Origin of the sequence: Anaerostipes sp. AF04-45 (genome assembly GCF_003461725.1) — a bacterium.
GTDB classification, from domain to species: Bacteria; Bacillota; Clostridia; order Lachnospirales; family Lachnospiraceae; genus Anaerostipes; species Anaerostipes caccae.
In genome coordinates this window covers 35,236-57,872 of the sequence record NZ_QTXQ01000012.1, presented here as the reverse complement: position 1 = coordinate 57,872, position 22,637 = coordinate 35,236, and the positions used below count along the sequence as shown (strand labels likewise).

The 22,637-nt window shown below is 44.0% G+C and carries 21 protein-coding genes and 1 pseudogene; 18 read left to right on the top strand and 4 right to left on the bottom strand.

Annotation, left to right across the window (positions count from 1 at the left end; translation table 11 throughout):
* The first annotated feature begins 49 nt into the window (after window positions 1–49).
* The 5 genes and pseudogenes from DWV34_RS15015 (at window position 50) to DWV34_RS18220 (ending at window position 3,618) form a co-directional block, all read left to right on the top strand.
* Window positions 50–847, top strand: a complete 798-nt coding sequence (locus DWV34_RS15015; RefSeq protein WP_022261352.1) for a Cof-type HAD-IIB family hydrolase — start codon at window positions 50–52, stop codon at window positions 845–847.
* A gap of 5 nt (window positions 848–852) precedes the next feature.
* Window positions 853–1,593, top strand: coding sequence for a YczE/YyaS/YitT family protein (locus tag DWV34_RS15010; protein ID WP_118476590.1), 741 nt, complete (start codon window positions 853–855; stop codon window positions 1,591–1,593).
* 92 nt (window positions 1,594–1,685) lie between these two features.
* On the top strand, window positions 1,686–2,591 hold the full coding sequence (locus tag DWV34_RS15005) for a C1 family peptidase (RefSeq protein WP_118476589.1): 906 nt from the start codon (window positions 1,686–1,688) through the stop codon (window positions 2,589–2,591).
* Between the two features lie 60 nt (window positions 2,592–2,651).
* Window positions 2,652–3,394, top strand: a pseudogene (locus tag DWV34_RS14995) (lectin like domain-containing protein).
* 17 nt (window positions 3,395–3,411) lie between these two features.
* Window positions 3,412–3,618: a fibronectin type III domain-containing protein gene (locus tag DWV34_RS18220; RefSeq protein WP_009289755.1), complete on the top strand. Its 207-nt coding sequence runs from the start codon at window positions 3,412–3,414 to the stop codon at window positions 3,616–3,618.
* A gap of 122 nt (window positions 3,619–3,740) precedes the next feature.
* On the opposite strand, the gene trpB is transcribed toward DWV34_RS18220, so the two are convergent.
* Both trpB and DWV34_RS14980 read right to left on the bottom strand, forming a co-directional pair.
* The gene (gene trpB / locus DWV34_RS14985; RefSeq protein WP_118476587.1) at window positions 3,741–4,955 is read right to left on the bottom strand and encodes a tryptophan synthase subunit beta; all 1,215 of its coding nucleotides are present in this window, start codon (window positions 4,953–4,955) and stop codon (window positions 3,741–3,743) included.
* A 9-nt stretch (window positions 4,956–4,964) separates the two neighbouring features.
* Complete coding sequence (locus tag DWV34_RS14980; RefSeq protein ID WP_009289754.1) at window positions 4,965–6,884, bottom strand: PfkB family carbohydrate kinase; 1,920 nt, start codon at window positions 6,882–6,884, stop codon at window positions 4,965–4,967.
* Between the two features lie 281 nt (window positions 6,885–7,165).
* On the opposite strand from DWV34_RS14980, the gene DWV34_RS14975 reads away from it, so the two are divergent.
* Genes DWV34_RS14975 through DWV34_RS14920 form a run of 12 tightly spaced genes read left to right on the top strand, consistent with a single transcriptional unit; the run spans window position 7,166 to window position 18,158 of the window.
* The gene (locus tag DWV34_RS14975; RefSeq protein WP_009289753.1) at window positions 7,166–7,792 is read left to right on the top strand and encodes an ECF transporter S component; all 627 of its coding nucleotides are present in this window, start codon (window positions 7,166–7,168) and stop codon (window positions 7,790–7,792) included.
* 29 nt (window positions 7,793–7,821) lie between these two features.
* Entirely contained in the window at window positions 7,822–8,613 is a 792-nt protein-coding gene (locus DWV34_RS14970; protein WP_009289752.1) for an energy-coupling factor transporter transmembrane component T, read from the top strand.
* Window positions 8,614–8,629: 16 nt separating this feature from the next.
* The gene (locus DWV34_RS14965; RefSeq protein WP_118476586.1) at window positions 8,630–9,484 is read left to right on the top strand and encodes an energy-coupling factor ABC transporter ATP-binding protein; all 855 of its coding nucleotides are present in this window, start codon (window positions 8,630–8,632) and stop codon (window positions 9,482–9,484) included.
* Window positions 9,481–10,287, top strand: coding sequence for an energy-coupling factor ABC transporter ATP-binding protein (locus tag DWV34_RS14960; RefSeq protein ID WP_118476585.1), 807 nt, complete (start codon window positions 9,481–9,483; stop codon window positions 10,285–10,287). The genes DWV34_RS14965 and DWV34_RS14960 overlap by 4 nt, the downstream gene beginning before the upstream one ends.
* Window positions 10,288–10,290: 3 nt before the next feature.
* Window positions 10,291–10,992 (top strand): phosphoribosylanthranilate isomerase, encoded by a 702-nt coding sequence (locus DWV34_RS14955; RefSeq protein ID WP_006567114.1) that lies wholly within the window; start codon window positions 10,291–10,293, stop codon window positions 10,990–10,992.
* Window positions 10,985–11,947, top strand: coding sequence for a carbohydrate kinase family protein (locus tag DWV34_RS14950; protein ID WP_009289747.1), 963 nt, complete (start codon window positions 10,985–10,987; stop codon window positions 11,945–11,947). Before DWV34_RS14955 ends, DWV34_RS14950 begins: the two co-directional genes overlap by 8 nt.
* Window positions 11,948–11,960: 13 nt before the next feature.
* A complete protein-coding gene (locus DWV34_RS14945; RefSeq protein WP_006567112.1) occupies window positions 11,961–12,932 on the top strand; it encodes a nucleoside hydrolase in 972 nt (323 codons plus the stop codon).
* A gap of 11 nt (window positions 12,933–12,943) precedes the next feature.
* The gene (locus DWV34_RS14940) at window positions 12,944–13,597 is read left to right on the top strand and encodes an HAD family hydrolase (protein WP_225103675.1); all 654 of its coding nucleotides are present in this window, start codon (window positions 12,944–12,946) and stop codon (window positions 13,595–13,597) included.
* Window positions 13,598–13,600: 3 nt separating this feature from the next.
* Window positions 13,601–14,803 carry an iron-containing alcohol dehydrogenase gene (locus tag DWV34_RS14935; protein WP_009289745.1) on the top strand — a complete coding sequence of 401 codons (1,203 nt, stop codon included), beginning with the start codon at window positions 13,601–13,603 and terminating at the stop codon, window positions 14,801–14,803.
* An 11-nt stretch (window positions 14,804–14,814) separates the two neighbouring features.
* On the top strand, window positions 14,815–15,708 hold the full coding sequence (locus DWV34_RS14930; RefSeq protein WP_009289744.1) for a ribokinase: 894 nt from the start codon (window positions 14,815–14,817) through the stop codon (window positions 15,706–15,708).
* Window positions 15,709–15,755: 47 nt separating this feature from the next.
* A complete protein-coding gene (gene rihC, locus DWV34_RS14925) occupies window positions 15,756–16,682 on the top strand; it encodes a ribonucleoside hydrolase RihC (protein WP_009289743.1) in 927 nt (308 codons plus the stop codon).
* 39 nt (window positions 16,683–16,721) lie between these two features.
* Window positions 16,722–18,158 carry an MFS transporter gene (locus tag DWV34_RS14920; RefSeq protein ID WP_006567107.1) on the top strand — a complete coding sequence of 479 codons (1,437 nt, stop codon included), beginning with the start codon at window positions 16,722–16,724 and terminating at the stop codon, window positions 18,156–18,158.
* Window positions 18,159–18,262: 104 nt separating this feature from the next.
* Here DWV34_RS14920 and DWV34_RS14915 read toward each other — a convergent pair whose 3' ends face one another.
* On the bottom strand, window positions 18,263–19,006 hold the full coding sequence (locus DWV34_RS14915; RefSeq protein ID WP_022261356.1) for a DeoR/GlpR family DNA-binding transcription regulator: 744 nt from the start codon (window positions 19,004–19,006) through the stop codon (window positions 18,263–18,265).
* Between the two features lie 113 nt (window positions 19,007–19,119).
* A complete protein-coding gene (locus tag DWV34_RS14910; RefSeq protein ID WP_009289741.1) occupies window positions 19,120–20,034 on the bottom strand; it encodes a glycyl-radical enzyme activating protein in 915 nt (304 codons plus the stop codon).
* A gap of 181 nt (window positions 20,035–20,215) precedes the next feature.
* Between DWV34_RS14910 and DWV34_RS14905 the strand changes: the two genes are divergently transcribed.
* A complete protein-coding gene (locus DWV34_RS14905; protein ID WP_009289740.1) occupies window positions 20,216–22,630 on the top strand; it encodes a glycyl radical protein in 2,415 nt (804 codons plus the stop codon).
* Window positions 22,631–22,637 lie beyond the last annotated feature (7 nt).

The following is a 22,637-nucleotide window of genomic DNA, read 5'->3' as shown; positions in this document are numbered from 1 at the left end:
AGTACAATAAAAGAGTAATACATCATGTTTTGTTTAGAAAAGAGGATTTATGAAAAAGTACAAAGGGATCGTTTTCTTTGATTATGACGGAACGACCGTGGACGATACAGATAATATTAGAAAAGCAACCCAAAAGACAATAGAATCTCTTGGAAGACTAAAGGAAAACGGGTATCTGACGATGCTGTGTTCGGGGCGCAGCAAACGTTTTCTGGAAGCGGATATCGATAAATTTGAGGGAGCTATCACCTGCAACGGGTCCTATACGGAAGTCGGCGGACAGGTTGTCAGTGATATTCACATTTCTGAAGAGGCGATGCAGAAGGTCATTTTCGGATATTTTTCAGAAGATACGGCTCTGCATATGGAGACACAGGATGTTACATATTATATGCACTATGATCAGCCGTTTTACCATGATTTCCGGAACTTTCTTGGATTTCCGGAACGCTGGTTCGCACCGTGGGAGACAAGAAAGGGAGAGAATATTACGAAAATCGTGATAAATTACAACAGGGAAGAGCTGATGGATGAAATACAGACGGAATTTGAAGGGGAGCTGCAGTGTGTGAAACCTTTTGAAGATATGAATATTTTAGATATTATGTCAAGAGGGATCACCAAGGGAAATGCTATTATAAATCTCATGGACCGGTATGGAATCAGCAAAAAAGACTGTTATGCCTTTGGCGATTCCGATAACGACATCGAGATGCTTGAGGCTGTAGGAACCGGCATTGTGATGGGGCGGCACAGCAGGGCAGCAGGAAAAGCGGCTGACATGCTGACGGGCACCGTAAGAGAAGAAGGCATCACAATGGCGCTGGAATCAATAGGACTGATATAAGCCTTATGAAGAAATCATATTTGTTCAGGGGAATTTTTTATGCGGCGGGACTTTTTATATTGGCTCTGGGGATTACTTTAAATACAAAAACAGGCCTGGGTGTATCGCCGATCATATCAGTTTCATACAGTATTTCAGCTGTATGGAACCTCAATTTCGGAAATATGACGCTGGTTCTCTATGGAATCTTCGTGGCTGCTGAAATGCTTCTTCATACCATCAGAAATAAACGGAGCATGAAGAGGGAAAGCACCATACTTGTACACGCAAATAAGGTCGATTTAAAGCTGGTGCTTCTTATGGACTTGCTGCAGTTTCCGCTGAGTCTGGTTTTTACACGATTTTTAAATGTTTTTTCAGCATGGATACCTGATCTTTCCTCGCTTAGTCCGGACAGCTTTGCCGGAAGTTCTTTAGGGAGGTTTACATTCCTGGCCATTGCGGTGGTTTTGACCGGGATCGGTGCGGCCATGTCTTTAAACATGCGGGTAATTCCAAATCCTGGAGATGGAATTGTACAGGCAATTGCGGACTGTGTCGGGAAGGAAACCGGACTTGTGAAGAACTGCTTTGACATATTAAACATCTCCGTTACGGCCATGACAGGCATGATTTTTGCGGGGAAAATCGTCGGGATTGGCATTGGAACGGTGGCCGCAGTGATCGGAGTCGGACGAACGATTTCAATATTCAACCATTTTGTCAGGGAGAAAATGGACACGCTGGCGGGGATGCAGGCAAGATAACAAAAGTTTAAGGGGTAAATTATAAGTTGTATCCCTGCAGGGAGCAGGGGAGGCAGTAGAAAAAGCTGTTTATTTTTTTAGTGTCACTTTGTATGTTTCTTGGTCAAGTGACGTTGTCGGAAGCAAAGGAAAAAGAACCTTCTGAGGAGAGGGGAAATCATTATCACACGATTGATTATAAAGTATCGGAATCAAAGACAAAAAATGCTCAATTCCGTTCACGAGACGTCCTTCCAGAGTCCTATGATGCTAGGGCAGAAAACTATGTAACCGATGTGAAAGACCAGAATCCATTTGGATCTTGCTGGACGTTTTCTGCCATGTCGACAGCTGAAACGAGTGTTTTAAAAAATGATTTAACATCAGATAAAAAAGGGGTTGATCTGTCAGAACTGCAGTTGGCATATTTCTTTTATCATCGGGAGAATGATCCTTTGGAGAATACAGAGGGAGATCAAGATAGAGTAGTAGGACAGTATGAAGGAAAGTCAGATGATTATCTTGAAAACGGCGGAAATAACTGGATGACGGCAATGTCGCTGTCCCAATGGCCGGGACCCGTCGACGAAAACAAAGCCACCTATGTCAATGATCTTGTAAATTATCCAAAATCTTTAAATGCAGAACTTAATTATTTGCATACGGAATATGCAATGAAAGATGCAGTTTTTCTTCCGGAAAGAGATATAAAAGGGATAAAACAAGCGATTATCAAAAATGGATCTGTCAGTGCTTCTTATGAAGCGACGAGTGACAGTTATAATAAACAATACTTTTATACCGGAAGCGATAAAAGCAATCATTCGATTACGATTGTCGGATATGATGATCGTATATCAAGGGAGTTGTTTGGAGAAAAGAAGCCGGAAAGTGATGGTGCGTGGATTTTAAAAAATAGCTGGGGCACTGGATCTGGTAATGGGGGATATTTTTATCTTTCCTATGAACAGCCTTTAAACTCTGCTGTGGCTTATGACTATATGGCAGCAGACACATAAGATCATAATTATTTTTATGATGGGTCCGCTTGTGTAAGTGAAGTTGGAATAACAGGAGGAATGCTGACTGCAGCCAATGTTTTTGAGGCAAAGAGCGGAAGTGCAAAAAGATCTGAATATTTAGAAGCAGTTTCTGTGGGAATCGCTGATGCAGACACTAATTACAGTGTCCAGATTTATACGGGCTTGAAAGATGTTTCTAATCCATACAGTGGAACCAAAGCTTTGTCACAGCCGGTTACTGGTTTTAAGGCCTATAAGGGATTTATACAATTGAATTGTCAGATAGAATAAAATTAAATCAAGGAAAATATTTTTCTGTTGTTGTAACATTGGAAAAGAAATCCGAGAACTCTGGCAGTATCTTTATAGCCAAAGACAAGAGGAACAGTTGGATAGCTAATGAGGAAAAAACTGCGCCGCAGCAAAGCTTTTTACTGTTGAATGGCAAATGGCTTGATACGCATGATTCTGTATCTACATCTATTGATCTGTTTTGTAACCGGATTAAAGCGTTTACTACTCAGATTGATACCCTTACGAATGAAAATATTGGCGATATACCTTCCTTGACTTATAATGGAAAAGCACAAAATCCGGATATCACAGTGACAAATGCCGGAATTGTTTTAAAGAAAGGAACGGATTATACCTTATCCTACAACAATGATACCAACGCGGGTACGGCAGCTGTAACAATTACGGGAAAGGCAATTATACCGGAACCGTTACAAAATCATTTTATATTGTTCCGAAGAAGACAAAGATCACCTGTGCTAGATCCAAAAAGTCAAAGAAGCTGACTTTAAAATATAAGAAAATGACAGGAGCAAGCGGATATCAGATCGCATACCGGAAAAAAGGAACAAAATCTTATAAGTATAAAAGAACTTCCAAGCGTTCTTATACATTGTCTAAGCTTTCCGGGAAAAAATCTTATCAGGTTAAAGTGCGCGCTTATAAAACGGTCGGGAAAACAAAATATTACGGGAGTTACAGTCCGCAGAAGACAGTTCGTATCCGCTGAGAAATGCAGGCAGAAGAACTCGCAAAACCAGAGACGGGAAACCGCCCTGTGACCAAAGATGGTCACAGGGCGGTTTCCTGATTTATGATTGCAGCAAACAGATTGTAGCTGAGCGGAAAAACTTATAAATACTTTTCTCCGTACCCATAGTTTTCTACGACATAGTCAATATCCTTGTCTCCCCGGCCGCTCAGACAAACGAGGATAGAACCTTTCTTCATTTCCTGTGCTTTCTTCTTTGCATAGGCAACCGCATGGGAACTCTCAATGGCCGGAATGATCCCCTCATAGCGGGAAAGTTCAAAAAATGCTTTCATGGCGGCTTCATCGTCTGCCGTCTCATAGGAAACCCGTCCTAAATCATTTAGGAATGCGTGCTCCGGGCCGACAGAGGGATAGTCAAGTCCGCTGGCGATAGAGTAGACCGGAGCGGGCTCTCCATCTCTGTCTTTCAGCATGATGCTTTCAAATCCGTGCATGACTCCTTTTTCTCCATAAGTCATAGATGCGGCGTGATCACCTAAGGCTGAGCCCCGGCCCAGCGGTTCCACGCCCACGATGTCTACCGGCTCATCGACAAAGGGAATGAACATGCCGATGGAATTGCTGCCTCCTCCGACGCAGGCGCAGACTACATCGGGCAGCAGCCCTGTCATCTCTATAAACTGCTCTTTCGCCTCATATCCTACAACAGACTGAAAGTCACGGACCATCAGCGGGAATGGGTGAGGACCCAGGGCAGATCCGATACAGTAAATAGAATCCTTATAGTTTTTTGCGTAAGAATCAAATGCAGAATCAACGGCTTCTTTTAAAGTTTTTAATCCGTGTGTAACGGGAACGACGTTTGCACCGAGAATTTTCATGCGGGTCACATTTGGAGCCTGTTTTGCAATATCCACTTCTCCCATATGTATTTCACATTCCAGTCCGAAAAATGCCGCCGCCGTTGCGAGAGCCACGCCGTGCTGACCGGCTCCGGTCTCGGCGATCAGACGTTTCTTTCCCATGAATTTTGCCAGAAGGCCTTCTCCCATGCAGTGATTCAGCTTGTGGGCGCCGGTATGATTTAAATCTTCCCGTTTCAGATAGATTTGGCAGTTTCCGTACATATTCGAGAGCCGTTCACAGTGATAGACCGGTGTGGGTCTTCCCTGAAATTCTCTGCGGATTCTCCGGAGTTCATTGATAAACTGGGATGAGTGGCAGATCGTCTGGTAAGCCTCTGAAATTTCTTCAAAGGCGGGTTTTAACTCATCCGAAAGATAAGCGCCGCCGTAAGGGCCGAAACGTCCTTCCTGATCAGGGTAGTTTCTTAAATAAGTTCTGTAATCCATAATTTCCTCCTATCGGTATGATGATTTACGTTCTTTGATCAAAGATTTTTCTTTCTGAATAATATAAGTTTCCAGGCTGCGTTTATCAATAAGGGACGGAACAACACCTTCCCGGGAGATACAAAAACCTGCGGCATAGGTGGCAATCCGGACGGCTTCTTCCAGTGAATATCCATACAGGAGATAAGCGGCCAGAGCGCTGATAAAGGCATCGCTGGCACCGGTATTATCAACAGACGGAAATGGAACTGCCGGAAAATGTTTTTCCAGATCCGCAGTCCGGACATAACAGCCGTTTTCACCAAGGGTGACAATGATGGTTTCTATACCATATTCCAATAAGGCACCAGTCTTTTCCTGAAGGGTTGACTGGGCCGGGCATATTTCGTTCAGTTCCTCCTCATTTGGGACTAAAATATCGACTCCAGAAAGTACTTCTGACGGAATAAATCCGCAGACAGAGGGCTTCAGGATTGTTTTGGCTCCGCATTCATGTGCAATACGGCATGCTTCTGCCACGGTATCCAGCGGGATTTCTGACTGGATCAAACAGTAACCGGTATTTTTAAAGAAACGTTTTCGTTTCCGGATATCCTCCGGGGTCAGAATGTTGTTTGCGCCGGAGAGGATAGAGATCATGGAGTGTCCGCTGGACTCTACAAAAATAAATGCTTGTCCTGTCTTTTCCTGATTACACCGCTTCACTCCAAAAGATTCTACACCATATTCTTTAAGAGCGTTGTATACAGAGGCAGAATCAATATCAGAACCGACATTGCCGATCAGTGTCACGCGGTGTCCCAGCTTTGCCGCTCCGATGGATTGATTGATGCCTTTTCCGCCGGGATAAACAAAGGAAGTGGAGCTGCTGACAGTTTTTCCGCTGTGAGGCAGCTGCGGTACATTCAGGTAGGTATCAATGTTGATACTGCCGACCACTGTGATCTTGGGAACGTTTAAGTTAAATGGGACACTGACTGTGATCTCGTTATCCAGATGAAAATCCTGGACAAAAGAATGTGGCTTGTCCGTGCGTTTTTCAATCTCTGTGATGATTTTATTGCATAAATAAGAACCAAAATCAGCATTCAGCATGGTATAAGTGGAAATCTCGGATATATTGGGAAAAGCCAGGTTCTCCATCGTGTCATTTTTTAAGGAAATAAGGGAGATGTCTTCGGGGATCCTATAGCTTAATGTATTCATAAGCTGATAAAATTCCAGTGATTTCCGGTAATGAGAAGAGATGATCCCGCTGATACTGTGAGTATTTACTTTATGTATCAGAGATTCATCCAGATCATAAAAAATCAAATCTTTATCCAGTTTCATATGATTGTCGAACAAACATTTTTTATATCCGTTTAAAAAGGCAGAAGTACGGCGTCCTTCTTTTAAGATACAGGCAATACTGCGGTGCTTTCTGCTGATCAATTCCTGAGTGATCCGGTAAGCAGCTTCTTCATAAGGAATCATATGCGAATTATCACCGCCGTTGGGCCCAATGGTCATGAGCGGGATGTTCATGTCCTGAAAGTGAGAGGTACGGGAGAGGCTTTCTTTGCTTACAGGCTCCCAGATAATCCCGTCAACGTTGTTTTTGCACAATGAAGTAATGTTTTTAAGCTCCTGTTCCATGTCGGAGTAACTGTTATATACAAGGGCGCTGTACCCATTTTGCTGGGCGGTCTGTATGATCCCGTCCAGCGTAGAATCCAGAGAAACAGAAGACCGGAGCAGGATGCCGAGGATCCATGTCTTTGCAGGGGAAGCGGTGGCAGCTGCATAGGGAGTGTAATTATACTCCCTTACGATCTTCAGCACCCGTTCCCTTGTTTCGCTGCTGATGCTTTCATCTTTTTGATTGACTATTTTTGAAACGGTTGAGGCAGAGACACCTGCCAGCTGTGCGATTTCCTTTATGTTCATAAAATTCCTCCAACTTTATACTACATTCCATAATAGACAAAGAAATAATATATGTCAATATAGCCAAATGTGCAAAATAGACAATGAACGGATCGAAAAAACAAAAAAAGTAACATTATATGATAAAAATGTTGACAAATGAATAGAGCAGTGATAAATTTTAAATAAAGAAAATGATTTCGGAAAATAGTTTCTTAGAATTATTATTGAGTTTTCTCTTGCTATTTCCGTCACGCTTTAAAATGCGTTCCAACTTATTTATGAAAAAGGAGGATGAAGTTATGAGAAAGAAAAAAATGACATTTGCAGAAGGGATCAGAGCTCAGTTTTCCACAAAGTCGCTGGTATTGATCCCAATCGCAGTCGGAATCAACCTGATTGGCGGGACCCTGTGTTCTGCATTAAAGCTGCCGCTGTTTCTGGATATGATCGGGACGATCGTTGTTGCGTGTTTATCAGGAATATGGGTATCTGCCCTCTGCGGACTGCTGACCAATGTATTCCTGGCACTGGTGGCAAATCCTGTTTATCTGCCCTATTCCATCGTCAGTGTTTTGTGTGCGGCAGTCACCGGATATATGGTGAAAAAAGGTTTTTTCAAGAATGTTTGGGGAGCTGTTCTGACATGGCTTGCATGTACGCTGACCAACACCATTTCCGCCTCAGTGATCACAATTTTCGTTTACGGAGGGTCAGCCGGCGTGACAGGAACTTCAGTACTGACCGTAACGCTGATCGCAGCTACGAAAAACATTATAACTTCGGTATTATCCACCTCCATGCTTGAAAATCTGATCGATAAAGGGATTACATTCTTCATTGCGTTTATCCTTATACAGAAGATCCCGAAGAGATTCCTGAGTCAGTATGCGGCGGATACAGACGATGAGGAAGACGATGAAGATTAAAATGCAAGTCCGCTTAAGGGAGGTTTAGCATGGCAAAGACATCAAATACATTTATTTCAAAACATACGGTGATCGAAGAGCTGAATCCCATGACAAAGATCTTTGCAGTCTTTTCTCTGGGGCTTGGGTCGCTGATCTTTCCGGGATCATGGCTTGGTCTGGCCGTCATCATAGGATTATTTGTGACAGCCTGTCTTGCCGGGATACTGAAGGAATTTGCAAAGATCATGTTTGGGTTCGGAGTGCCGGTTACAGTTATGCTTTTGTTTATCCAGGGATGTTATCATCCAGGAAACGTGACAGTGATTGCGGATCTGGGGTTTGCGAAAGTTGGATTGGAGGGCGTTCTCTATGCATTGAAGATCATAAGCACACTTCTGGTCTTTCTGGGAGCATTTTATATTATGAACAAGACAACCTATCCCGGGAAACTGGTAGCAGCGCTTACAAAGAGCGGTCTGCCGCCGAAAGCCGGATATTTAGTATTGGCAAGTCTTAATGTGGTTCCCCAGATGCAGAGAAGAATGGCAGTGATCCAGGAGGCGCAGGAAGCAAGAGGGGTAGAAACCGGAGGAACTATATTTGCCAGGGTAAAAGCTTACATACCGCTGTTGGGACCAGTTGTCATGTCCTCTCTGACCGATGCTCAGGAAAGGGGTATGACGCTGGAGACCAGAGGGTTTGGAATGAAAGGCGTAAAGCAGACGAGTTACGTGGAAGTCAGAACAACGAAGAGAGATAAAGGTGTAAATATTTTCCTGGCCTTATTTTTTATTATCACAGTAGCAGTTACAGTTTTGATGAAGATGAACCTGATATAAAAGAAGAGGAGAACAAATGGGCAGGATAGTATTAGAGGTCAAAGATTTTTCTTTTAAGTACAGGCAGACAAAAAGGAAAGCGCTGAAAAAGATCAGCTTTCAGGTGGAAGAAGGAAGTTTTTTGTGCATCATAGGCTCCAACGGATCAGGGAAATCTACGCTCTGTAACGCGCTGGTCGGTTTGATTCCTCATTATTTTGCTGGGAAAATGTCTGGTCAGGTGATCGTGGACGGAGTGAGTACCGAGGAATGTACGATTGCAGAGCTTTCACCGAAGATCGGACTGGTATTCCAGAATCCATTTAACCAGCTTTCCTATACCGCCGGGACAGTGGCGGAGGAGCTGGCATACGGACTTGGCAACAGGGGAATACCGAGGGAACAGATGGCTGAGAAAGTTGATTATGTATCAAAACTCATGAGGATTGACCATATTCTCTCTAAAAATCCTCTGGAATTGTCCGGAGGGCAAGTACAGAGGGTGGCATTCGGTTCTGCATTTATCATGGAACCTGAAATTTTGGTTTTAGATGAATGTACCACCCAGCTGGACCCGTCAGGAAGTGAGGAGATCTTTGATATTGTAAAAGATCTGAATAAGAAAGGAATCACGGTCATTATGGTGGATCATGATATGGAGAGGGTTGCAAGATGTGCGGACAAGATTCTGGTTTTGGATCAGGGAGAAGCCGCCGCTATAGACGAACCTAAGAAAATTTTTGGAAATCCGGAGATTGTAAAAAGGGGGATCGGAGTCCCTGATTATGTGAAACTCTCCCAGGCGCTTAAGGAAAAATATTATACGGAACGGGAAATAGAAATTACCGAGGGACCGACCATAGAAATGGTGAAGGAGGTTCTGAAAATATGAAGATTGAGTTAAAAAAACTCCGCTATGTGTATCCTTCAGGAGATGAAGCTCTGAAGGGAATTAATTTGGAGATTGAAGGAACGGATCCGGTCGCGGTCATAGGACAGAACGGAGCCGGGAAGACCACAGTTGTAAAGCACTTTAACGGAATTTTGAGACCTTCATCAGGAGAAGTGCTGATCAATGACGAGAGTATTGAAAAACGGTCCACAGCACAGTGGTCAAAGGAGGTTGGATACGTATTCCAGAATCCGGATGACCAGTTGTTTCTGGAATCTGTAAGGAAAGAATTTGAATTCGGACCAAAGCAGATCGGGATGACGCAGAAAGAGATCGACAAGAGGGTGGAGTGGACCGCTGACCTTGTAGGATTATCTGAGAAATTGGATTTGCATCCATTGGATCTGACTTTGGCGGAGAAGAAGTTCTGTACCATTGGTGCGGTCATCATGATGGATCCCGGGGTACTGATCTTTGATGAACCTACCTGCGGGCAGGATGTGCAGGGTAATCTAAGGCTGCACAGGATTATTCAGACATTGAAAGAGAGAGGGAAATTATGTATTACCATTTCTCATGATATGAAATTTGTAGTTGAGAATTTTAAGCGCATCATTGTGATGTGCAGAGGGGAGGTGTTCCTGGACGGCAGGGCTGAAGATGTGTTTGCGCAAGTTGAAACCTTAAAGAAGAGTTTTGTTGCGCCTCCGCCGATTACAAAAGTGGCACAGGGGGCGGGATTTACAAAGACAGTTTTTACAACAGAAGCATTTATGGAAGCATTAGAAGAAAGGATGGTTTAGGAAATGGCAGATGTAATTATTCAAATTTATGGGATCAGAACAGTAGAGGATGCACGGATGGTCGTGGAGATGGGAGGACATCACCTTGGAGTGTCTTATGGAAAGATCAAGAGAACCCCGGGTCAGCTCTCATGTGAACGCGCCAGAGAAATTTTTGAAGGCGTGCAGCCGGAAGCAGTCAGGATTGGTCTGACAGTATCAGAAGACATTGATGAGATTACAGAAGACTTAAAAGAGGCTATGCCGGATGTGATGCATTTATCAGGCGATATTGAGGGCATTACCCCGGCCCAGGTACAGGAACTTAAAAACAGATTCCCGGGACTTAAGATTATGCAGGCGATTCCTGTTCTTGCGGGGGTGCCTCTTGAAGAGCAGAAAGTTATGCAGTACATCAAAGATTATGAACCGGTAGCGGATTTCTTCCTGATTGATACAAAAGCGCCGTCAGCAGGTGATATCGGAGCAACGGGACTTACCCATGACCAGCTGATCGACAAAGCTATCATCGAAAGCACGGATGTACCTTGTATTATCGCTGGAGGACTGGATGCAGACAATGTGGCAGAAGCTATCCATATCACACATCCGTACGGAGTAGACTCCTTTACGATGACAAACTATGACGATGAGCGTGCAGACACAGAACGCTGCAAAGATCCGGCCAGAGTAAAAGCATTTATCGAGGCAGCACAGAATGCCTGATGTAATCGTTGTCGGCGATGCAACCGTTGACATTATCGTACCTTATCCGAGATTTCTGAATGAAGAACGGACACTGGTCGATTATCCGGAGCCGTCCCTTCAGGGGGGCGGGACCTCTGCCAATACGGCAGTGGCTCTGGCAAGGCTTGGAGTCGGAACAAGTTTTATCGGTTCCATCGGAGAAGATCAGTATGGAAGGTACGTGAAAAGTGATCTTCAAAAAGAAGGCGTAAATATATCCGATATGATTATTGAGCCGGAGTTGAATACAGTCGGTGTGTTTGCGTTTATTGACGAAAACGGAGAACGCTATCTCTGGGGATGGCCCAGGGTGGATCAGGCATTTAAAGTGCTGGATGCAGATAAAGTATCGTTTGAAAAAGTACGGAAAGCGGACTGGGTGCATTCATCAGGAATGTCATTGGCGTATGATACCTCTGCCCGCCACACGGTGATCAAGATTTTTAAAGAAGCATATGAAGCGGGAGTTCCTACTTCATTCGATCTGAACCTGAGAGTGGATGACGGTGTTTTGGATCCGGAATATGAGAAGGCGGTGCGTGAGATTATCAAATATACGGCGTATCTGCTGGGATCCGGTACCGATGAATTTGCTTATCTTGGGGAAGAGAAAGATTGGAGAAAGAATGCCGGGGCCTTTGTATCTGAAGGCCGTGTGGTGATCGTGAGAAATGGAAAAGAAGGATCTTATGGATTTTCTGTACAAGAGGAAACAGCAGCGCCTGCATTTTCGGTCAAAGTAGAAGATACGGTTGGTGCGGGGGATGTCTATAATGCCGGATTTATCCGTGCAGTACTGGAGGGCAGACCGCTTAAAGAGTGCCTGATCGCAGGAAATGCGGTATCCGGGTATACCGTGACAAAAAAGGGTGCCAGAACTGCTCCTGATACAGAGCAGTTACAAAAGTTTTTAGAAGAACATCAAGCAGAGTAAAGGAGAATCAGTTATGAAAAAAGTGATTTTAGATTGCGATCCGGGGCATGATGACGCGTTTGCCATGATGCTGGCAGTACAGAATTTAGATGTGCTTGGAATTACCACGATCGGCGGTAACTGTACTTTAGAGAATGTGACAAAGAATGCCCTGAAGGTGCTGGAAGTGTTGGGAAGAACTGATATTCCTGTTTTTGCGGGACATTCCTGCCCTACAACCGTACCTCTTGTAACCGCACCGCAGTTTCATGGTGAAACTGGGCTGGACGGTCCGGTTCTTCCGGAGCCAACTGCCAAAGCACAGGATCAACATGCAGTTGATTTTATTGTGGAAACTGTGATGAACACAGATGATGTCACTCTGATCGCCACAGGCCCGCTGACTAACATTGCAGCAGCTATTAACCGTGAGCCTAAAATTGTGGAGCGTGTCAAAGAATTAAGTATCATGGGCGGTTCTGTGACTTACGGCAACTGGACCCCGGCAGCAGAATTTAATATTTATGTAGACCCGGAAGCAGCCTACCGTGTATTTAACTCAGGAATGCATATTAAAATGTCAGGAATTAATCTGACCAGGCAGTGTTGTCTGACAGCAGAGCATGTGGCCAAATTCCGTGAAATCGGAACGAAAGCAGCACATTTTGCGGCAGATCTGACAGAATTCTTCATCGATACAACCATTAAGAGTGCATCTCTTTCAGGGGCCAATATGCACGATGCCTGTGCGGTGGCATGGCTGATCGACCCGTCTCTGATCAAAGCGGCTGATATGCACATCGACATTGAATTAAAAGGTGAGCTTACCAGGGGAATGACAGTATGTGATTATCGTCATTTAAGAGGAGTAGAGCCTGCTGTGGATCTGTGCAGAGAGCCGCAGATGGACTTTAGAGGAGAAGCGCCAAACGCTGAGGCAGCCCTGGAATTAGACTTTCCGGGATTTATGGATCTGCTGTATAAGACGCTTAAAAACTATAACTGATGAAGTATCAGATGGTCTTATGGGACTTTGACGGCACTCTGGCTTATACTGGCAGGGATGTATGGATTACTTTGGAACATGCCGCAGCGAAATGCGGCGGCAGGCTGCCCAAAGAGTTTACCGGCAGGGACAGTAATCTTGGAAAAACGGTGAAAGAAGTTTTTCATCAGATCATTCCAAAGCCGGAAGAAGAGAAATATGAGATGTTTGAGGAAGTGGTAAGAGTACATTACCGTACGCTCAACGAATACCAGAATACATATCTCTATCCCGGAATCCGCCAACTGCTTTTGAAAACCAGGGCAGCAGGAATGATCCATTTTATCATTACCATGAAACCGCAGGAAGCATTGGAAAAGATCCTTAAGCAAAAAGACTGGAAAGTATTGTTCGACGGCTGGATTTCTCCGGATTCTTTCCCGGGGGCTGAACGAACAAAAAGTGAGATGATCACCGATGTAATGCGCAAGTCAGGATTGGAGGCAAGTCAGTATGTCTATATCGGGGACACATGGAGTGATGTGGATGCTGCATGTGAAAATGGAATTGACTGTATCGGGGTGACATACGGAGACGGAGATACAAAACAGCTTTGTGCCCGCAAACCTAAATACTGTGCACAGGATGTTTCAGAAATAGAAAAAATTATAAAAGAAGGTGTGTAAAAGATGCTCAAGGATTTTAACTTATGTATTGATACCAAATTTGTTTTTGGAAAAGATGCGCAAAATCAGATTGGAAGCGAATTAAAGCAGATGGGGATCCGAAAAGTTTTGATCCACCATGACGATGGAAAATTTTTGTATGATACCGGACTTTTGGATCAGGTGAAGGAACAGCTTAAAAAGGAAGGAATCGAAACGCTGGAACTTGGCGGGGTCCTGCCGAATCCAAGACTGTCTCTTGTAAAAGAAGGAATTTTTCTGGCAAAGGAAGAACATGCAGATATGGTACTGGCGATTGGCGGAGGAAGCGTGATTGATTCTGCCAAGGCGATCGGGCTGGGAGCAGTGACGGATATAGATGTATGGGACTTTTTTACGGGAACAGAAGTGCCCAAAAAGTCTCTGCCCACAGGCGTGATCCTTACCTGCCCGGCAACCGGAAGTGAATCCAGTGAAGTAAGTGTAATAAACAATACTGAGATTGGAATGAAACTTTTGGTCAGCAATCCGATCCTGCGTCCGGCAATCGCGTTTATGAATCCGGAATTGACCTGTTCGCTGCCAAAGTTTTTGACTGCATGCGGTGTTGTGGATATGTTTTCTCATGTATGTGAGAGGTATTTCTCACCGGATGGGGAGATTGGAGTGATCGACCGGATGTCAGAAGGAATCCTGAAAACCTTGGTTGAGGTTGGGCCTGAAGTTCTCGCAGATCCGGACAATTATTCTTACCGCGCAGAGATCATGTGGATCGGAACGATAGCACATAACGATACCGTCGGCATTGGTCGAATCCAGGACTGGGCAACCCATGAAATCGGAAATGAATTAAGTGCTCTGTATGATACGCCGCATGGCGCCACACTTTCTATTATTATGGGATCCTGGATGCGGTATGTATATAAGGAAGACCCTAAACGGTTTGCCCGCTATGCGAAAGAAGTATTTGGAGTGGATTGGAACGGAGACAATACATTGGAGGCAGCGTATAAAGGGATTCTGAAAACAGAAGAGTTTTTCCGGAGCATGGGAATGCCGGTATCATTTGAGGAATTCAGGATTCCTACAGATGAAGTGGAAAAGATGCTTGACCAGATCGCTTTCCGCGGTGAAGATGACAGCATTGGAGGCATAAAAAGACTGAATCGGGATGACTGCCGCAGCATTTATAAGATGGCATTTTCATTTCGAAAAACTGACGAGTGAGTGAGGGTAATATGAAAATACTTAATTTTGGTTCTTTAAATATTGATTATGTTTACAGCGTAAGCCATTTTGTAGAAAAGGGAGAGACGATCTCCTCTAATACGCTGGATGTGTTTCCGGGAGGGAAAGGACTTAACCAGTCCATTGCGCTCGGCAGAGCAGGGGGAGATGTTTATCATGCAGGAATCATCGGGGAAGACGGAAGGTTTTTAAGCGAACTTCTCTGTGATGCAGAGGTTGATACCCGCTATCTGAGGATCAGTGAGGATGTCAGGACTGGAAATGCAGTGATTCAGAAAGACCGGAAGGGAGATAACTGTATTATTTTGTACGGCGGTGCAAATCAAGCGGTCACAAAAGAGATGGCGGATCAGGTTCTCAGGGAATTTCACGAAGGGGACTGCCTGATCCTGCAAAATGAAATCAGTGAGATTCCGTATATTGTAGAAAAAGCACATGAAAGGGGAATGCAGATTGTTCTGAATCCATCTCCAATGGATGAAAAGATTTTTGATATTAATTTAAATCACATTGACTGTTTCATTCTAAATGAAGTGGAAGCGCGTACACTGGTTCAGTCAGATGCAGATCAGGATGTTTTACTAAAACAGCTTACACAACGGTTTCCTCATGCTGAAATCGTTCTTACTCTTGGAGAAAACGGTTCGATGTATGCGGGAACAGAAGGAGTGGCAGAGCAGAAAGCATATAAAGTGGAAACGGTAGATACCACCGCGGCAGGAGATACCTTCACTGGCTATTATATGGCTGCAAGACTGCAGGGGCAAACTGTGAAAAAAGCACTTCACATGGCTTCGAAAGCATCTGCGATCGCGGTCTCTATGGAAGGTGCGGCGCCGTCTATCCCGAAAAAGGATGAGGTAGAGCGGTTTGAGGAAGACTAAGAAAAAGCGGATTTACTGTTTATGCTAATTATACTAGGAGGAACACCATGGAAACAAGAAAAATAATCATTGATACGGATCCGGGGATCGATGATGCGGCGGCAATTTCAGTCATGCTGTCCGAGCCGTCCCTGGATGTGAAGCTGATCGCCAGTGTATCAGGAAATGTTGGTATTGAACACACCACAAACAATGCATTAAAGCTGCTGACATTTCTGAAAAAGGATGTCCCGGTGGCAAAAGGTGCAGCGGCTCCTCTTTTAAGGGACAACAGATTTGCAACAAATGCGCATGGAAAATCCGGTATGGGAGGGTTTGAATTTCCTGAACCTAACAAGGAGCTTTTGTTAAAAGAAAATGCAGTTCTGAGCGAATATCGGGTGCTGATGGAGTCAGAAGAGAAGGTAACGATCCTGACGCTTGGTCCGCTGACCAATATCGCTCTGCTGATCTCGACGTTTCCTGAGGTCAAAGAAAAAATCCAGGAAATCGTTACTATGGGCGGTTCTACAGAAAGAGGGAACATAGGCATTTATGGAGAGTTTAATGTAACCATTGATCCGGAAGCGGCGAAAATCGTATTTCGTTCCGGTATTCCAATTACCATGGTTGGATTAGATATTGGAAGAAAGGCCAGACTTACAGTGGAAGACCTTGAGAAACTGGAAGAGAGCGGAGAGACGGGAAGAATGATCAGTTCCCTGTTCCGTTCTTATGACGGCGGCCATGTGGAAGAGGGAGTTAAGATGTATGATCCTTCTGCGGCCATGTATCTGATTGAGCCGGAACTGTTTGAAACAAAAGACGCTTTTATCGATGTGGAAATCTCCAGCCCGCTTACCATGGGTGCCACAGCGGTAGATTTTGACGGTACATTAAGTGAAACAAAGAACGCTGCAGTGTGTGTGGATGTGGATGCAGAACGTTTCCGCAGACGATATGTGAAGAGAGTCGCAGACACGGAATGTAAATAAACAATATGAAAAACATTATTGAAAGGTATGGTATAAAAAATGTCTAATACAAATATAAAAACAACAGGTATCCCGGTACCTGCGGAAGGAACACCAGAATTTGAAAAAATGAACCGTATGGCAAAGCGTGCAATCCCATTGGTGCTGATCATCTTTATCTTTGGTATTCTTGAGCAGCAGGCATTCGGAATGATCTTTGTAAATATCGGTCAGCAGCTGGGAACACCGGAACTGGCATCTCTGATCACATCCCTTCCGGGTATTGCTCTCGGTATTGTCTGTGTTATCTACGGATCTCTGGGTGACTTTGTCTCTCTAAAGAAAATGACCCTTTTAGGAACTATTGTATTTGCTGTTGGCTCTGCGATTGGATTCCTTCTGGGGCCAGTGAGCATCTGGGCGGTTGTAGCGGCGCGTATGCTTCAGTCTATAGGCGGTCAGGTGGCAGGATCTGTATTCCTGGTCCTTGTGTCCAAATACATTTCTCAGAAAGAGCGTGTAGTTTATTACGGTATTTTTGTGGCAGTATTCAGATTTTCAGCGGCCCTCGGTGTAGTAGCAGCCGGATATGTAACAAAAATTGACTGGAGATGGATGTTTGCGATCCCGATGATCTCTGTTATATTTCTTCCGGCGCTTTCAAAGAACCTTCCGGATGAACACGCAAAAGGCGCTAAGATTGACGGCTGGGGCTTTACTTTAATCGGTGCTTTTGCAGGTGCCATCACAATGTTCTTTACTGACATGAATATGCTCTGGACCGTTGCAACCGTTGTAACTCTGGTAGCCTTTATCGTGTACATCAACAAAGCAGAAGACCCGATCATTACCCCGGCATTCTTAAAGAATCCAGCATTTGTGGCAACTATGGTAGTTATCTTCGTAGGTTACTTCTTCAGCTATACACTGAACGCCGGTGTAAATGCCATTGGACTTGAGGTGTTTGGTATTGATTCTGCTCAGGTTTCCAACCTGCTTGTATGGTCTATCCTCCTGGCGGCAGTACTTGGATTCGTGTGCGGACCGGTCATCAAAAAAATCGGGCGTTCTGCGGCGATCATTATGGCTCTTTCAGCCATGGGACTCGGACTGATTGCCATTGCGTTTGCGATTCCTTACGGTAAATATGCAGCACTGGCGGCAGCACCATGTATCTACTACTTCGGAACATCTTTCTTCTACTCACCGATCGTAGACACGGCAACACTTACGGTATCGCCGGAAGAGTCAGGGCGTGTCCTGGGAATCAATGACCTTGTACAGGCGATCACGGGATCTGTCGGTGTGGCAGTCTTTGGACAGCTCATGTCAAAGGGTGCAATGTCAGGAGGAAGTATTGCAGGCGTTGAAGCGGGAGCTGCATCTACCTATGCGAATGTATTCCTGGTAGGCGGTGTTATTGTTCTTGCAGCATTGGTGATCTTTATCGTAACAAAGAAAATGATCTATAGCCGCTCAAGAAAAGATGACGAATAAATTCAATAAGTAAGTAAAAAAAGAAAAACAGAATGGAAAATATCAAAAAAATTTTCCGTTCTGTTTTTTTGAATCTTATTGGAGACAGCAAGCAGGAGAACTGGTCAAAATGTTACTTTGATTCCCTTGCTCTCCAGCTCTGACTTGGAAGCCTCAGAAATTTGATCATCGGTAATCACTGTCTTGACCTGTTCTTTTAGGTTGAGAGGGACAATTCCGTGTTTAGAAAATTTGTCACTTTCTGTTAATACGACAACCTGACCGGCCTGCAGGGCCATATCCCGTACAGCCTGTGCCCGCATCTGGTCACGATTGGTAAAGCCGGCCTTGGGAGTATAACCGTCTGTTCCGATAAAAAATAAATCTACAAGAAAATTTTCTACACAGGGACGAATCATAGGGCCTACCATGACCTGGGAATCCTGCTGATAAATGCCGCCTAAGAGAATGATCTGAAAGTTTGATTTTCCCCGGATATGGTCTGCGATAAAAGCGCTGTTGGTAATAATCGTCAAATCTTTTTTGGAAGAGGCCAGCTCATCTGCCAAGAGAGCACAGCAGCTGCCGCTTTCGATCATAACTGTGTCGCCGTCACAGACCAATTCGGCAGCCTTCTTGGCGATTTTTCGTTTTGCTTCATAATGGTAGGCGATTCTCCCGTTAATATCGTCCGTGCTGCATAAGAGTGCAAATCCGTGTTCACGCTTTATGATTCCTTTGTTTTCCAGTTCATCTAAGTCCTTTCTGACAGTAACCTGGGAAACACCAAGTTTTTCGGAAAGCTGTGATACTTCAATTTTATTTTTTTGGGTGAGAAGCTCCAAAATCTTATTTGTCCTGTTTTTCATATGATGACTCCGTTCGTATGTTGTAGCATTGTGATATTTTACTTTGTTTCCTAGTATACCACAAATAAAGATTCAATCAATGAGGTAAAGTTACGAATGAAAGAACATGCTGCTTAAAAAAATGCAAGAATCCCGCAATCAATCATTGTTTGAAGATAATCCTGCAAATCCTCCCTGTGCATAGACGGTATATCATGGTAATCATACGCCTGACCCAATAAATCATATTTGTTTTCACCGAACTGATGAAAAGGAAGCAGCTGACACTTATCTGCTCCGGCTTTCAGCAGGGTGTCTGCCAGCCTGGCGGCATCTTCTAAGGAGTCGTTGAATCCCGGGATCACAGGAATTCTTGGGAGGACTTCTTTTTCTGCTTGGATGGCGTGCTTCATATTAAATAGAGGAAGATCATTGGATACACCGGTGCCCTCTTTGTGTTTTGCGGTATTCCAATGTTTCATATCAAATAGTATGTAATCAAGATGTTTTATTACGCCGTTAAAGATTTCCGGATCAGCAAATCCTGTTGTCTCACAGCAAGTATGCAGTCCATTTTCCTTAGAAGCAAGCAGCAGTTCAGCGGCAAATTCGGGCTGGGAAAGGAATTCACCGCCGGAAAGAGTAATGCCGCCGCCGCTTTCTTCATAAAAATCTTTATCCTGCAGCACTACATTAAGGACTTCCTGTACTGTCTTGGTTTCCCCTTCTGATTTTAATGCTTTACCGGGACATTCGAGTACACATTGTCTGCATCCGATGCATTTCTCTGCATGAACGCGGATGTGGTCCTGAATCAAAGAAATTGCTTTGGACGGACATACATCTATGCAGTGATGACACCCAATACATTTTTTTTGATCCCATAGAATCTGGATCTCTGAAAGCTGGCTTTCGGGATTTGAACACCAGCGGCAGTGCATAGGGCAGCCTTTAAAAAAAACAACTGTTCGGATGCCTGGACCGTCATTGACACTAAATTTTTGAATATTAAAAACAACACCTGTTTTTTTATAATCTGCTTTTTTCATAGTAATCTCCTTTGCTGACTAAATCATAACATATTTGTTTCGATTTGAAAATAAAAACTTTCAAATGAAAGAATAATTAATTTTAATACAAAAACATCTTGACAAATATTTGGAAATGATGTAGATTTAAATTACAAACAAAACAAATACATATTCCGAGTGAAATTTAAAGGAGGAGCTTATGGAAAATAAAGCGCATTTTGGATCACTGACAGACAGAATGAGTGCTTTTCGTGAAGAAGTATTGGATGAGAAACCCTATATCGATGCTGAGAGGGCATTGCTGGCGACTCAGGCCTATAAAGAGAATCAGAATCAGCCCCGTGTCATGGTGAGAGCGCTTATGCTGAAGAAGATTTTGGAAAACATGACGATTTACATTGAAGACAAATCTGTGATCGCCGGCAACCAGGCAACGAAGAATGCCAATGCTCCGATTTTTCCCGAATACACAATGGAATTTATTCTGAACGAATTGGATCTCTTTGAGAAGAGAGATGGAGATGTATTTTATATAACAGAAGAAACAAAACAGCAGCTTCGTGAGATTGCACCATTTTGGGAGAATAATAATCTGCGCGCAAGAGGTGAGGCGCTTCTTCCTGATGAAGTCAGTGTCTTTATGGAAACCGGTGTTTTCGGCATGGAAGGAAAACTAAATGCAGGAGATGCTCATTTAGCAGTGAATTATGAAAGACTTCTGGCTGAGGGATTGAAAGGATATGAAGAAAGAACAAAGGCTTTCAAAGATGCTCTTGACTTTACTGATCCGGAGAGTGTTGATAAAAATGAATTTTATAAGGCTGTCTTGATTGTGATTGAGGCGGTTCATCATTTTGCACTGCGTTACAGCAGACTGGCAGAAGAATTAGCAGGCAAAGAGAAGGACCCGAAGAGAAAAGCAGAACTGGAAGAGATGAGCAGGATTTGTTCTAAGGTTCCGTATGAACCTGCATCTTCTTTCAAAGAAGCTGTACAGTCTGTCTGGTTCATTCAGCTGATCCTGCAGATCGAGTCAAACGGACACTCTTTAAGTTACGGAAGGTTTGACCAGTATATGTATCCGTATTATAAAAAAGAGATTCAGGACGGAACGATGACAGAGGAAGAGGCGGGAGAAATCCTGACATGTCTCTGGATCAAGACACTGACCATCAATAAAATAAGATCCCAGGCACATACCTTAAGTTCAGCCGGCTCTCCTATGTATCAGAATGTTACGATCGGCGGACAGACACCGGATAAGAAAGATGCGGTGAATGAATTAAGTTTTGCAGTACTTAAATCTGTTGCACAGACAAGGCTTACCCAGCCCAACCTGACGGTGCGGTATCATCAAAATATCAACAAGCAGTTTTTTGACGAATGTATCGAAGTTATGAAGCTTGGATTTGGAATGCCGGCACTGAACAATGACGAAATTATCATACCTTCTTTTATCAACTGGGGTGTCAAAGAAGAGGACGCTTATAATTACAGCGCCATTGGATGTGTAGAGACCGCAGTTCCCGGCAAGTGGGGATACCGCTGTACGGGAATGTCTTATATCAATTTTCCGAGAGTTCTGCTCTGTGCCATGAATAATGGCGTGGATCTGACGAGTGGAAAGAGATTTACAAAAGGCTATGGCTATTTTAAGGATATGGATTCCTATGAGGATCTGCTGGCAGCGTGGGATAAGACTGTAAGAGAAATGACCCGTTACAGTGTCATTGTTGAGAATGTCATAGATAAAGCATCTGAAAGAGATGTGCCGGATATTCTCTGCTCTGCGCTTACGGATGACTGCATCGGAAGAGGAAAGACCATCAAAGAAGGCGGAGCTGTTTATGATTTTATTTCCGGACTTCAGGTTGGAATTGCAAATATGGCAGATTCTCTGGCTGCGATTAAGCAGCTTGTTTACGAAGAAAAGAAAATTACAAAGGAGCAGCTCTGGAATGCGATTCTTGATGATTTCCAGTCTCCGGAGAATCAGAAGATTCAGGAGATGCTGGTCAATGACGTACCAAAGTACGGCAATGACAATGACGATGTAGACCTGCTGGTTCTTGAAGCATATGATTCTTACTTAGATGAAATCAAGAAATATCCAAACACTCGTTATCAGAGAGGACCGATCGGAGGGATACGCTACGGCGGCACATCTTCCATCAGTGCCAATGTGGGGCAGGGTATGGGAACTAAGGCAACGCCGGATGGAAGAAATGCATTTGAACCTTTAGCGGAAGGCTGCAGTCCTGCACATAATGCGGATAAAAACGGACCGACCGCGGTATTTAAAACTGTTTCTAAACTTCCCACAGAGAAAATAACCGGAGGTGTCTTATTAAATCAGAAGATGACGCCGCAGATGCTTTCTACGGAAGAGAACAAACAAAAGCTGGAAATGCTGATCCGTACATTTTTCAACCGACTGCACGGATATCATGTACAGTATAATATTGTGTCAAAAGAAACGCTGCTGGATGCGCAGGTACATCCGGAGGACCATAAAGATCTGATTGTCCGTGTGGCCGGATACAGTGCATTCTTCAATGTACTTTCTAAAAAAACACAGGATGATATTATTGAAAGAACAGAGCAGACACTGTAATTGAAAG